This is a genomic window from Dyella sp. (genome assembly GCF_051962475.1).
Taxonomy (GTDB): Bacteria; Pseudomonadota; Gammaproteobacteria; order Xanthomonadales; family Rhodanobacteraceae; genus Dyella_A.
In genome coordinates, this window is sequence record NZ_JBQCCF010000047.1 from 29,689 (window position 1) to 42,119 (window position 12,431).

The following is a 12,431-nucleotide window of genomic DNA, read 5'->3' on the forward strand; positions in this document are numbered from 1 at the left end:
TCAGCCGCGCAGCATGGCGTAGACCGGATCGGTGTCCGGCCGGTGGCCGTGCCACAGCTCGAACGCGTCGGCGGCGGTTTCCACCAGCATGCCCAGGCCGTCGAACGCGAACAGCGCGCCGGCGCTGCGCGCCCAGGCGAGGAAGCCGATCGCCGCGGCGCCGTAGCTGAGGTCGTAGCAGAGCGCGCGGCTGCCGACGATGGCGCCGGGCAGGTCGAGCTCGGCGCCGAGCACGCCGGCCGAGGTGGCGTTGAGGATCAGGTTGTAGCTACCGATGTCGGCCAGGTCGCTCCAGTAACGCGTGTGCACACGCTCGGGCTCGCCGATGGCGTCGGCCAGCGCGTCGGCCGGGCCGGGGCTGCGGTTGACGATGGTCAGGCTCTGCACGCCCGCGTCCAGCAGCGACCACGCCACGCCGCGTGCGGCGCCACCGGCGCCCAGCAGCAGCGCGTCGTGGCCGCGCAGGTCGACGCGGTGACGCTCGGTGAGGTCACGCACCAGGCCGGCGCCGTCGGTGTTGTGCGCGGCGAGGCGGCCGTCGTCCAGCCGCGTGAGCACGTTGGCGGTGCCGGCGCGGTGCGCCGCCTCGCTGGCGGTGTCGGCCAGCGCCAGCGCCGCGGCCTTGTGCGGCAGCGTGACGTTGGCGCCGTGGCCGGCGTCGGCGAAGAAGTTGCGCACCGCCTCGGGAAAATCCGCTGGCGCCGCATCGATGGTGCGGTAGTCCACCGCCAGACCGAACTGCTCGCCGAACGCGCGATGGATGCGCGGCGACTGCGAATGGCCGATTGGATGGCCAAACACGGCGTAGCGGCGGTCGGTCATGGCGCGGGTCCTGCGTGTGGATGGCCGCTCATTCTAGCCGCGCCGCGCCGCCGCGCCGCGCGCCATCAGGGCTGCTCGAAGCCCGGCTGGCCGAGGTCTTCGCGCCGCTGCGGCACCTTGCGCACCTCGTTCACCGGGAAGCCCTCGGCCTTGGCCACGTCGAGCAGGCGCTGGTACTCGGCCGCCGGCAGCTGGCGTTCGCGCGCCATGATCCACATGAGCTTGCGCGAGGGCAGGCCGATCAGCACCGAGCGGTAGTCGGGCGCGAGATCGACGATCACGTAGTCCGAGCGCAGCGGCCATACCAGCTGCACCTTCCAGTGCGCGGTGTCGGCCGGATCGGGCAGCCACGCCTTGCCGTTCCAGGTTTTCTCCGGCGCCTCGAAGCCCTTGCGATAGTGGTAGGTGACGGCGATGGTGCCGTCGGGCTTGAGGCGGTACTCGTCGGCGGTGGCCACGTCGCCCTTCTCGGCGAAGTACGGCACGTGGCCGATCACGTACCAGGTGCCCATGTAGCGGGCCAGATCGACGTTTTTCGCCTGGCGCAGCGGCGGCTGACTGGCGCAGCCAGTGAGCATGACCGCGGCGAACAGCGTCAGCAGGGCGGTGTGGCGGGATTTCATGGCGGGTCCTCGGAGCGGACGACAGGCGATCAGCACAGATACGCACCGGCGGCCGGAAACGATGCAGCGCGGCCAGCCCAGCGACGTGCGCCACCCATCGCAGCCGCTGAGACGCCGCCCGCGGAAGCTCGGCGCCTTCATCCCAGCCACTGCCGGAGATCGCCATGGCCCGCCCTTCCTCGCTCTCGTTCCCGCTCGCCGACGCCTCGCCTTTCACGCAGTGGGTGGCCGCCATCGGCCTGTGCTGGCTGGGCGTGGGGCTGTTCGCGCTGGCGCTGACGCCGGTGCCGGCACATACGCCCGGGGCCGGCTGGTCGCCCGCGTTCTGGCTGGTCCTGGCGCCCACGTGTGCCCTGCTGGGCCTGCGTCTGTGCGCGGACTGAGGGGATTCCGCGCCATCGCGTGATGCTTCCGCGCCGTGCCCTCGGCACGCGTCGGGAAACTGCACCTGTGCTAAAAGACGGACTGTTCCTGATCGTCTTTCAGTGCCTCGCCCTTCGCGGCCGCAGGCCTTTGCACGAGGCCGCATGGCACATCCTGACAACCTCTGGTTGCCCGCACTGCTGAGCGCGCTCGCCACCTTGCATGCCTACCTGGCGCTGGACGTGCTCGGCCGCGTCACCCGCGCCCGCGGAGCGGTACCGGCGCTGTGGCTGGGCTTCGGCGCGGCAGTGCTGGCGGTCGGCGTGTGGGCGAGCTGGCAGCTGGGTGGCGCCATCCCGGCCGGGCTGGGCGACCTGCGCGGCGCCGCCGCGTTCGGCACCACGTGGCTGGCGGCAGCGATGGCGCTGTGGTTGATGGAGCGCCTGCGCACGCCGTCCCCCGTCTTGGCCGGTATCACGCTGGGTAGCGGCCTGGCGCTGGCGAACCGGCTGGCGCTGGACGGCGTCGGTGCGGGGCCTGACCTCGCCAGCATGCTGCCCTGCGCGATCGCCGGTGCGGTGCTGGCCCTGGCGCTGCGCGGCCCGGCGCCGAGCCGCGCCAGGGCGGGGCTGGCCGCGGCGGTGCTCGGCGTGACCGTGGTGGCCGTGCCGTGGCTGGGCCGGGCGTTCGCCCGTGGCAATGCGGCCATCGGTCGGCTTGATGATGCCGGCGCGCCGGCGGCCGCGGCCGTGGTGATCTGCGCCCTGGTGCTGTTGCTGGCCGCCGTGGTGCTGCGGGCGCAGCGCGAGCTGGCGCGCCAGGCCGCGCAGATCCGCGGTGAGCTGGAGGCGGCGCGCCAGGCGCTGGTGCACCAGGCGTTTCACGACGTACTCACCGCCCTGCCCAACCGCGCCAAGGTGCTGGCGCAGCTGCAGGAGCTGCTGCCGCAGGCGCACCGCGAGGGGTTCGAGGTGGCGGTGATGTTCATCGACCTGGACGGCTTCAAGTCGATTAACGACACGCTCGGCCACGAGGCCGGCGACGCGTTCCTGCGCTGCGTGGCCGATGCGCTGCGCGCCAGCGTGCGTCCGCGCGACACCGTGGCCCGCTTCGGCGGCGACGAGTTCGTGGTGGTGCTGGAGCGCTATCGCAGCCGCGGCAACCTGAGCCTGATCTGCGACAAGATCCTCGCCCAGGTCAGCGCGCCGGTAGTGGTGGCCGGGCAGAAGGTGACCGCCACACCCAGCATCGGCGTGGCGATGTTCCCCGGCGACGGCGAGGACCCCGCCGAACTGCTGCGACACGCCGACATCGCGATGTATGCCGCCAAACAGCGCGGCAAGGCCGGCTTCTGTTTCTACGAGCCTCGGATGATCCAGCAGGCCAGCGAGCGGCTGGCGCTGTCCACCGAATTGCGCGAAGGCCTGGCGCGCGCCGAGATCCGCGTCTGCTACCAGCCAAAGGTCGATCTGCGCACCCGCGAGCTGGTGGGGTTGGAGGCGCTGGCGCGCTGGGCGCATCCCACTCGCGGGCCGCTGCCGCCATCGGTGTTCATTCCGCTGGCCGAGGACTGCGGGCTGATCGCCCGGCTCGGCCAGACGGTGGTGCGCGAGGTGGCCGGACAGATCGCCCAGTGGCGCGCGCAGGGCCTGCCGCTGGTGCCGGTGGCGATCAACCTGTCGATGCAGGAAGTGCAGGGCGCGCAGTTCGTGCCGGCATTGCTGCGCACGTTGGCCGAGGCCGGGCTCGGCCACGACGCGATCGAGTTCGAGATCACCGAAACCGCGGCGATGACCGACGTGCACACCACGCTGCGTCACCTGCGCGAGCTGGATACGCTGGGCTTTCGCATCGCCATCGACGATTTCGGCACCGGCTTCTCCAGCCTCAGCCACCTGCGCCAGCTGCCGGCGCGCGCGATCAAGATCGACCAGTCGTTCGTGCACGGCGCGCGCCATTCGCACCACGACCGCGAGATCGCCGAGGCGATCATCGCGCTGGCGCGCAAGCTGCGCCTGCACACCATTGCCGAGGGCGTGGAGACCGAGGAGGAAGCGCGCTGGCTGCGGCAGGCCGGCTGCAGCACCGGTCAGGGTTTCCTGTTCGGCCGTCCGCTGGAGCCCGGCCAGGTGGCCCGGCTGCTGGTCGAGCAGCCCGCCGTACGCACGCTCGACGCCTGAGCGCTCAGCGGCCGATGCCGAGCCGCTTGTGCTCCATGCGGCGCAGGAATTCCTGCATCACGCGCAGGTACAGGTCTTCGCCCAGATAGACGTCTTCCACGCCGGCATCGATCGACGGGTTGTCGTTCACCTCGATCACCACCGGCTTGCCGCCCACCTGCTTGAGGTCCACGCCGTACAGGCCATCGCCCACCGCGTTGGTGGCCTTCAGCGCGAGCTTCACCACCTCGCTCGGCGCGTCGCGCACTGGGATCGTTTCGAAGCCGCCTGACTTCGCGGTGCCCTTGGCGCCGTGGTTGTAGATCTGCCAGTGGCCGCGCGACATGTAGTACTTGCACGCGTACAGCGGCTCGCGGTTGAGCACGCCGATGCGCCAGTCGAACTCGGTATAGAGAAACTCCTGCGCCAGCAGCAGAGCGCTGTGCTGGAACAGCTCGCCAGCGGCCTTCTCCAGCGCCGCGGCGTCCTCCACCTTCACCACGCCGCGCGAGAACGAGCCGTCCGGGATCTTCAGCACGATCGGGAAGCCGAGCTTCTCGCCGATCTCCTTCAGTCCCTTGGTGTTCTCGCGGTAGAGGATTTCGGTGCGCGGCACGGCGAGCTTGCGCGAGACCATCAGGTCGTTGAGGAAGATCTTGTTCGTGCAGCGCAGGATCGAGGCCGGGTCGTCGATCACCACCATGCCTTCCTTCTCCGCGCGGTGGGCGAAGCGATAGGTGTGGTTGTCGCTGGCGGTGGTCTCGCGAATGAACAGGCCGTCGTATTCGGCCAGGCGCTGGTAGTCGTTCTTGCCGATCGGGTCGACCTCGATGCCGAGCTCCTTGCCGGCCTCGACGAAGGACTTCAGCGCCTTCTTGTTCGACGGCGGCATCGCCTCGTTCGGATCGACCAGCATGGCGATGTCGTAGCGGTAGCGCTTGCGCGCGCGCGGCTTGCGCCAGAGCTTCTTGGAGAAGCGGTCCAGCTCGGTGGCGAACGCGTCTTCCTGGGCATCGTCCAGCGTGTGCAGGCCGACCGGCTTGATCGAGGCGACCTGCCACACGCGCTCGCGCTCGAACTCGATGCGCAGCAGCGGGCAGGGAAACATCTCGAACACCTGGCGCGAGAGATCCTGCAGCGCGGGGTAGGCGGTCTCGCCGAAGTACACCAGGATGCCGAAGTCGGTGGTGTCGCGACCGCCGGCCGGCAGGAAGTGGGTGAGCTTGCTGTTGAGGTCGTCGATGTCCAGGCCGTACAGCGAGCGCCGGCGCAGGTCGTTGATGGTACGCACCGAGGGCATCACGCGGTGCCCGCGCGCCTCGGCGAGCAGCGACACATAGTAGCCGGTGCCCAGGTACTTGTAGCTGCGGCACAGGTTGATGACGTGGGTGCGCTCGTCGTCGGTGCCGATCGGCTCGCGTAGGTAGTCCATCGCGCTCATCACGTCGACGGACGGATAGTAGGAGCCCCAGTCGGAGGCCTTTTCGACAACGATGACCAGACGGGTCATGACACCTTCGATACGCGCAGTGGGGAATGCGTCGTCGCAGGAACCCACGGAGGTGGCGCGGCGCAAGGCGCGCAGTGTCGCATAGCCGTCGCGGCGCACAAGCGGCCGCACTGAAGGGCGAGTAAACCGCGCCAGCAGGCGCCATCGGGAGGGATGCGGTGGAACCGGTGCTGCACTACAGTGCCGCGCTCGTCACGCCCGCCGGACACTCGGCGCCGCATGCTCCGCCCGCCCTTTTGCCGCTGGAACCGACTGCCCTGAACGCTGCCCACTCCGCCGCATCCGTCACGGCCACGCCCGCCACCGCACCGGTGCGCGTGCGCCGCGCGGAACTGTCCGATCTGGACGACCTGGTCGCCCTGGAAGACGCCACCTTCGACAGCGACCGGATGAGCCGCGCGCAGTACCGCCGTCACCTCGACAGCGACAGCGCCAGCGTGCTGGTGGCCAGCGCCAACCATCGGCGCTTTCTCGGCACGGCGGTGGTGTTCTATCGCAAGGGCAGCGGCGTGGCACGGCTGTATTCGCTGGCGAGCCGGCCGGAAGCGCGCGGCAAAGGCGTGGGTTCGGCGCTGCTTGCCGCGGTGGAGCGGGCGGCGCGCCAGCGCCGTTGCCGTGAGCTGCGGCTGGAGGTGCGCATCGACAACGCCAGCGCGATCCGCCTGTACGAGCGGCTCGGCTACCAGCGGCTCGGCCGCCTCACCGGTTTTTACGAGGACGGTTCGGACGCGTGGCGCTACGGCAAGCGTCTGGATTGAGGGTCGCCGGGGGCGCCACGGCACGGCCCTAGCGCAGCGATTCGTCGAGCCGCTGCGCGGTCGTCTCGTCCGGGCGCGCCACCAGTGCACCGCTGCGCATCAGGCTCACCGTGTAATGCCCCTGATCGACCAGCGGCAGGAACGCGCCGCTGCCATACACCGTGTCGACCATCGGCAACCACGCCGGATAGCGTCGGCGCAGCGCCAGCAGGTCCCACGCGCCGGCCTGGCGGAAGTCGATCACGGTGCGCGGGGCGTCGGCCTCCTGCTGCGGATCGTCATAACGGCCGTCCAGACGATCGAGCCGATACAGGGGCGACACCCCGGCCAGCAGCGTGGGCAGCTTCCACTTCAGCACGATCGCCTCGAGGCGAAACGCGTCGCCGGCCAGACCCACCTGGCGCGTGCTGCCGTCCGGCCAGGTGAGCATGAGCGCCCAGCGCTGCGGTGAGAGGATGCGCGCATCGATCGCCACCACCGGCTCCTCGCTGGCCAGCCGACGATAGCCACGCAGGCTCAGGCCCAGCCCCGCCGACAGCAAGGCCAGCACCAGCCACGCGAGCGCCAGCAGCGCCGACAGCGATCCAAGCACGCGCCGCCGCGCAAGCCAGTGCTGCCGACTGGCGATGGCGGCGAGCAGGGCGACCAGCGCGAGGGCGCCCGCGACCAGCAAGATCACGGTGGTGGGCAGGGCAAGCAGGTGCTCCCAGTTCACGGGGCTCTCCGGGCAGGTGGCCGCAGGACGAGCGGCAGGGGACATGACGGTGTGATTCCGCATAAGGTTAGCCGATGCCCCACGCGACCAAGGAGGATCGCCATGCAACGTTCGCTCGTTCTTGCCCTCATCGGCACCCTCGCCCTCGCCAGTACCACATCGCTGCACGCGCAGGCCGCGCCCGCCAGCGGTCCGGAAGACCGCGACGTGCGCGCCCTCATCGACGGCATGCGCGACGCCAGCACTTGGGGCCATCCAGACCAGTTCGGCCAGTACAAGGGCATGGCCGCGTATGCGAGCGGCGACTACGCGAAGGCGATGCGATTGTTCACCATCGGGGCACGCTACGCCGACAAGGTGTCTCAGCTCAGCATCGGCCTGATGTACCTGCAGGGCCAGGGCGTCAAGCGCGATCCGGTGAAAGCGTGGGCGTGGACGGCGCTCTCGGCCGAGCGGGGCTATCCGCGCTTCGCGGCAACGCGCGACGGCATCTGGAACACGCTTTCGCAGGCACAGCGCACGCAGGCCATCGCCGAGCGCGACACGCTCGCGTCGACCTACGACGACGCACATGCCAAGCCGCGGATGATCGCCGAGCTTCGCTACTACCGTAGCCAGATCACCGGCTCGCACACCGGGTTCGATTCTGGCGTCGACCATGTGGCGGTCGGGCCCTCGGGCACGGCCGGCGCCGGCTGCCTGCGCGCCGCCAAGGTGGGTCTACGCGGGGAGGGCTGTGGCAGCAACGACATGTATGCCGAAGAGCAATGGGATCCGAAGCTGTACTTCCAGACGCGTGACGCGCAGTACCAAGGCACCGTGACGGTCGGTGCCTTGCAACCGGGGCATCCTGCGCCAGCGTCGAGCACGGCGGCACCGCGCCGTTAGCAGTGGGCGAGGAAGCGCCGGCTATACTCGGCGTTCGTCGGATGAGGACCTTGCCATGCGCCGCCTGCTTGCCGTGACGCTGATCGTTTCCCTTGCCAGTGCCGCACTCGCCGGCTGCGGCAACAAGGGCCCGCTGGTGCTGCCGGCCCGGCCGCAGGCGCCGGCTGCCGCCGCATCTGCACCGGCACCCGCCGCGACGGTGGGTGCCGACGCCACGCCGGCCCAGCCCTGAGCGGACGGGTTCGGCGGTGAGCCAGCGCTTCAGCAAGATGCACGGCATCGGCAACGACTTCGTTGTCATCGATGCCCGCACAGTGCCGCTGGCGCTTGATGCGACGACCATCCGCGCGATGGCCGATCGGCGCACCGGCATCGGCTTCGACCAGCTGCTCTCGATCGAGCCGCCGCGCGACCCGTCGTGTGCGTTCTATTACGGCATCTGGAACGCCGACGGCTCGCCTTCGGGCCAGTGCGGCAACGGCGCGCGCTGCGTGGCGGCGTGGCTGCACCGGGCCGGCGCGCTGACCGCTAGCGAGACAGTGCGGCTGGAGAGCCCCTCGGGTCCGGTCGCGGTGCGCGTGGAGTCGGGCGGCGAGGTGACCGTGGATATGGGCGAACCGGTGTTCGCGCCTGCACGCGTGCCGTTCGTGGCCGAGGCCGAGACCGACCATTACGCCATCGACGTGGACGGTCAGTCGCTGCGAATGGGTGCGGTGTCGATGGGCAATCCGCACGCCGTATTGGTGGTGCCTTCGATCGAGGCACCCGAGCTGGCCACGCTGGGGCCGGCACTCACCCGCCACGCGCGCTTTCCGCACGGCGCCAATGCGGGCTTCGTCGAACCGCAGGCACGCGACCACCTGCGCCTGCGCGTGCACGAACGTGGCGCCGGCTGGACGCTGGCCTGCGGCACCGGCGCCTGCGCCGCGATGGCGGTGCTGCGCCGGCGCGGCGAGGTGGACGAGCGCGTGCGCGTGGACCTGCCCGGCGGCACGCTGGAAATCCGCTGGCCCGGGATCGGGCATACGCTGTGGATGCGCGGGCCGGCAGCGTTCGTGTTCGAGGGCGAGTGGCTGGCTTGAGCTAGCGTTGATGTACGCACGCGCAGGCCGCACACTCGGCCGGTGCCGCCGTCCCGGCGGCTCGACGTGTTGAAGGATCCGCCCGCATGACCGACACCGCGACCGAGCAGACGCTGCAGCCCGAACAGGTGGCTGCCTACCTGCGTCGGCACCCCGGCTTCCTGGCCGACTACCCCGAGCTCGCCGCGCAGCTGACGATGCCGCGCGAACAGGGTGCCGCAGCCTCGCTAGCGGTGTACCAGCTGCAGAGCCTGCGCGACAAGAACGCCGACCTGGAAGCGCGGCTGGCCGAGCTGATCGCCATTGCCGCGGACAACGAGCGGCTGATGAAGCGCGTGCATGAACTCACCGTAGCGCTGCTGCGCGCCAACACGCCGGAGGTCACCGCGCGCAGCGTGATCGCCAAGCTCAGCGCCGACTTCCACACCGAACAGGTGCGGCTGGTGCTGTTCGGGCCGGCCACGCTGCCGCCCGCCGACTGGCTGCTGCAGGTGCCCGAAGGACGCGCCGGCCTGCCCGAGTTCGCTGACTTCCTTGCCCACCACGAACCGATCGCCGGCCGGCTGTCGAGCGAACGGCTGCAGCGGCTGTTCGGCCCGCGCGCGGCCGACGTGCGCTCGGCCGCGGTGATGCCGCTGGGCGAGCTCGGCCTGCTGGCGATCGGTTCCAGCGATGCGGACCATTTCCAGCCCGGCATGGGCACGCTGTTCCTGAAGATGATTGCCGCCACCATCACCGCCGCGCTGATGCGCGCGCGCGACCTCGGCTGAGCGCTAAACCCGTGACGGTCGCCGCGCAGGCCCAGCTCGACGCGTGGCTGGCGCGACTGGGCAGCGAGCGGCAGGCCTCGCCGCACACGCTGGCCGGCTACCGGCGCGACCTGGCCAAGCTGCTGCGTTTCATGGACGCGCAGGGCCTGGCGGATTTCGCCGCGCTGGACACCCATGCCATGCGCCGCTTCATCGCCGCTGAGCACCGTGCGGGGCTCTCGCCGAAGAGCCTGCAGCGGCTGCTTTCGTCGTGCCGTAGCCTGTTCCGTCATCTGAGTCGCGAAGGGCTGCTCGCGCACGATCCGGCGCTGGGCGTGCGCGGGCCGAAGGTGCGTCGCAAGCTGCCGCAGGTGCTGGACGTGGACGAGGCGGCCAGCCTGGTCGAGGGCGGCGGCGAAGGCGCGCTGGGGGTGCGCGACCGCGCCATGCTGGAGCTCTTCTATTCCTCCGGCCTGCGCCTGTCCGAGCTCACCGGCCTGCGCTGGCACGACCTCGACCTGGAGGGCGGCGAGGTGCGCGTACTGGGCAAGGGCAGCAAGACGCGCATCGTGCCGGTCGGCCGCCACGCGGTGGATGCGCTGCGCGCGCTGGGCCAGGCCGAAGGCATGGCGGCGCACACGCCGGTGTTCCGCGGCCGTGGCGGCGCGCCGATCAGCCCGCGCACGGTGCAGGCCCGGCTGAAGACGCTGGCGCTCGCGCACGGCAGCGCCAAGCGCATCCACCCGCACCTGCTCAGGCACACCTTCGCCAGCCACATGCTCGAATCCTCCGGCGACCTGCGCGCCGTGCAGGAGCTGCTCGGCCATGCCGACATCGCCACCACGGAGATCTACACGCATCTGGATTTCCAGCACCTGGCCAAGGTGTACGACGCGGCCCATCCGCGCGCGCGGCGCAAGTAGCGGGCGAGCTCCGTTCGCCCGGACCGCACGTTTGTACGTAAGCGCTTTGAAAGCCGGCCGCGGTGAGACTCGGCGCAGTCAGCCACTCCCGCGGCACGTCCATGACAGCGCCCGTTCCCACGCCAAGCATGCTCACGACGCCCGGCGCGTTGGCGTTGCCGCGTGCAGCGGAGGCCGGCCGGGTGACCACGCTGGGCGGGCTGTCCTCGCGCGGCGTGCATCGCATCCTGGTACTGCGGCCGAACCACCGGCTGGGCAACACGCTGCTGGTCACGCCGCTGCTGAGCGAGCTGGAGCGGCACTTCCCCGGCGCGGAGGTGGACGTGGTGACCGGCTGCGAAGCGGCCGGTGAGGTGTTCGCCGGCTTCCGCCAGGTGCGCCGCATCCATCAGCTCACGCGTCGGCCCGGGCATCATCCGCTGCGCCTGCTGCGCCTGCTGCACGAGCTGCGGCGCAGCCGCTACGACCTGGCGATCGACTGCGTGCGCGGTTCTCGCTCCGGCCGCTGGCTGGCGCAGTGGAGCGGTGCGCGCCAGTGGCTGGCGCCACCCGCCGACGCGCGCGAGCTGGAACAGGCCGATCCGGCCTGGCGTGATGCCTGGGCGCGCTCATGCGGCCACTTCGCGCTCGATGCCGTGCACGTGCTGCGCTGCGCGCTGGGTTTGCCGGAGATAGCTGCGACCGTTCCGCCGCGCCTGCACATCGTGCTTCGCGACGACGAACGTGCTGCCGGTGCGGCGACGCTGACGAACCTGCTCGGCACGCCGGCGCAGACGCAGCGCCGCGGACGCGTGCTGGCGATCTTTCCCAACGCCACCGGCAGCAAACGCCTGCCCGGCGGCTGGTGGCAGGCGTTCATCGACACGCTGGCCGCACACGATCCGGCGCTGCGGGTGATCGAGATGGTGGCGGCGCACGGCCAATCGCAACTGGACGGGCGCTTTCCCGCGTTCTACTCCAGCGACGTGCGCCGCATGGCTGCGCTGATCGCTGCGTGCGACGCCTACATCAGCGCCGACTGCGGGGTGATGCATCTGGCCTGCGCCAGCGGCACGCCGACGCTCGGGCTGTTCACCCGCCCCAACCTCGCGCGCTATCGGCCTTACGGACCGCACGATGGCGCGGTGGCGGTGGACGAGGGCGCCGATGCGGCGCTGACCGCGGGATCGGCGATAGCCTTTCTCGGCGCCCTGCCAGTGGCGCCTGTCAGCACGCCCTGAGCCCACCCGCCGCGCCGCTGGCGCGCTTGCAATCACACGCGGTGAACCCCACTCAGGGCAGTTCGTGCCCCTGAGCGGAAACCCCATGGAATCGTTCCACGCCACCACCATCGTCTCGGTGCGTCGCCACGGCAAGGTCGTGATCGGCGGCGACGGCCAGGTCACCCTGGGCAACACGGTGATGAAGGCCAACGCCCGCAAGATCCGCCGCCTCGGCAAGGGCGACGTGCTGGCCGGTTTCGCCGGCGCCACCGCCGATGCGTTCACGTTGTTCGAGCTGTTCGAGCAGAAGCTGGACAAGCACGGCGGCAACCTCACCCGCGCCGCGGTGGAGATGGCCAAGGACTGGCGCACCGACCGTCGCTACGGAAAGCTGGAGGCGATGCTCGCGGTGGCCGACAAGGACGCCTCGCTGCTGATCTCCGGCAACGGCGACGTGCTCGAACCCGAGCACGGCCTGATCGCGATCGGTTCCGGCGGCCCGTATGCGCAGTCCGCGGCGCAGGCGCTGCTGGAAAACACTGAGCTCGATGCACGCACCATCGTCGAGAAGTCGCTGAAGATCGCCGGCGACATCTGCATCTACACCAACCACAACACCACCATCGAAGAGCTGTAG

At 70.5% G+C, this 12,431-nt stretch carries 14 protein-coding genes; 10 read left to right on the forward strand and 4 right to left on the reverse strand.

The features are described 5' to 3' along the window. Positions 1-822, reverse strand: coding sequence for a shikimate dehydrogenase (aroE, locus tag ACTHJF_RS10425; RefSeq protein WP_440267051.1), 822 nt, complete (start codon positions 820-822; stop codon positions 1-3). Positions 823-887: 65 nt separating this feature from the next. Beyond that, a complete protein-coding gene (locus ACTHJF_RS10430) occupies positions 888-1,445 on the reverse strand; it encodes a lipocalin family protein (RefSeq protein WP_440267052.1) in 558 nt (185 codons plus the stop codon). A gap of 164 nt (positions 1,446-1,609) precedes the next feature. Between ACTHJF_RS10430 and ACTHJF_RS10435 the strand changes: the two genes are divergently transcribed. Next, positions 1,610-1,828 (forward strand): hypothetical protein, encoded by a 219-nt coding sequence (locus ACTHJF_RS10435; RefSeq protein WP_440267053.1) that lies wholly within the window; start codon positions 1,610-1,612, stop codon positions 1,826-1,828. Positions 1,829-1,972: 144 nt separating this feature from the next. Continuing rightward, positions 1,973-3,988: a putative bifunctional diguanylate cyclase/phosphodiesterase gene (locus tag ACTHJF_RS10440; protein WP_440267054.1), complete on the forward strand. Its 2,016-nt coding sequence runs from the start codon at positions 1,973-1,975 to the stop codon at positions 3,986-3,988. Between the two features lie 4 nt (positions 3,989-3,992). Here ACTHJF_RS10440 and ACTHJF_RS10445 read toward each other — a convergent pair whose 3' ends face one another. Continuing rightward, positions 3,993-5,477 (reverse strand): RimK family protein, encoded by a 1,485-nt coding sequence (locus ACTHJF_RS10445; RefSeq protein WP_440267055.1) that lies wholly within the window; start codon positions 5,475-5,477, stop codon positions 3,993-3,995. Between the two features lie 257 nt (positions 5,478-5,734). On the opposite strand from ACTHJF_RS10445, the gene ACTHJF_RS10450 reads away from it, so the two are divergent. Beyond that, complete coding sequence (locus tag ACTHJF_RS10450) at positions 5,735-6,235, forward strand: GNAT family N-acetyltransferase (protein ID WP_440267110.1); 501 nt, start codon at positions 5,735-5,737, stop codon at positions 6,233-6,235. Between the two features lie 28 nt (positions 6,236-6,263). On the opposite strand, the gene ACTHJF_RS10455 is transcribed toward ACTHJF_RS10450, so the two are convergent. Then, positions 6,264-6,950, reverse strand: a complete 687-nt coding sequence (locus tag ACTHJF_RS10455; RefSeq protein ID WP_440267111.1) for a hypothetical protein — start codon at positions 6,948-6,950, stop codon at positions 6,264-6,266. A 102-nt stretch (positions 6,951-7,052) separates the two neighbouring features. Between ACTHJF_RS10455 and ACTHJF_RS10460 the strand changes: the two genes are divergently transcribed. The 7 genes from ACTHJF_RS10460 (at position 7,053) to hslV (ending at position 12,431) form a co-directional block, all read left to right on the forward strand. Further along, the gene (locus tag ACTHJF_RS10460; protein WP_440267056.1) at positions 7,053-7,838 is read left to right on the forward strand and encodes a sel1 repeat family protein; all 786 of its coding nucleotides are present in this window, start codon (positions 7,053-7,055) and stop codon (positions 7,836-7,838) included. Between the two features lie 55 nt (positions 7,839-7,893). Continuing rightward, entirely contained in the window at positions 7,894-8,070 is a 177-nt protein-coding gene (lptM, locus tag ACTHJF_RS10465) for an LPS translocon maturation chaperone LptM (protein ID WP_440267057.1), read from the forward strand. A 16-nt stretch (positions 8,071-8,086) separates the two neighbouring features. After that, positions 8,087-8,920 (forward strand): diaminopimelate epimerase, encoded by an 834-nt coding sequence (dapF, locus tag ACTHJF_RS10470; protein ID WP_440267058.1) that lies wholly within the window; start codon positions 8,087-8,089, stop codon positions 8,918-8,920. Between the two features lie 86 nt (positions 8,921-9,006). After that, on the forward strand, positions 9,007-9,690 hold the full coding sequence (locus ACTHJF_RS10475) for a DUF484 family protein (RefSeq protein ID WP_440267059.1): 684 nt from the start codon (positions 9,007-9,009) through the stop codon (positions 9,688-9,690). 11 nt (positions 9,691-9,701) lie between these two features. Beyond that, entirely contained in the window at positions 9,702-10,592 is an 891-nt protein-coding gene (gene xerC, locus ACTHJF_RS10480; protein ID WP_440267060.1) for a tyrosine recombinase XerC, read from the forward strand. Between the two features lie 128 nt (positions 10,593-10,720). Beyond that, entirely contained in the window at positions 10,721-11,812 is a 1,092-nt protein-coding gene (locus ACTHJF_RS10485) for a glycosyltransferase family 9 protein (protein ID WP_440267061.1), read from the forward strand. A gap of 64 nt (positions 11,813-11,876) precedes the next feature. Continuing rightward, a complete protein-coding gene (gene hslV, locus ACTHJF_RS10490; protein WP_431635057.1) occupies positions 11,877-12,431 on the forward strand; it encodes an ATP-dependent protease subunit HslV in 555 nt (184 codons plus the stop codon).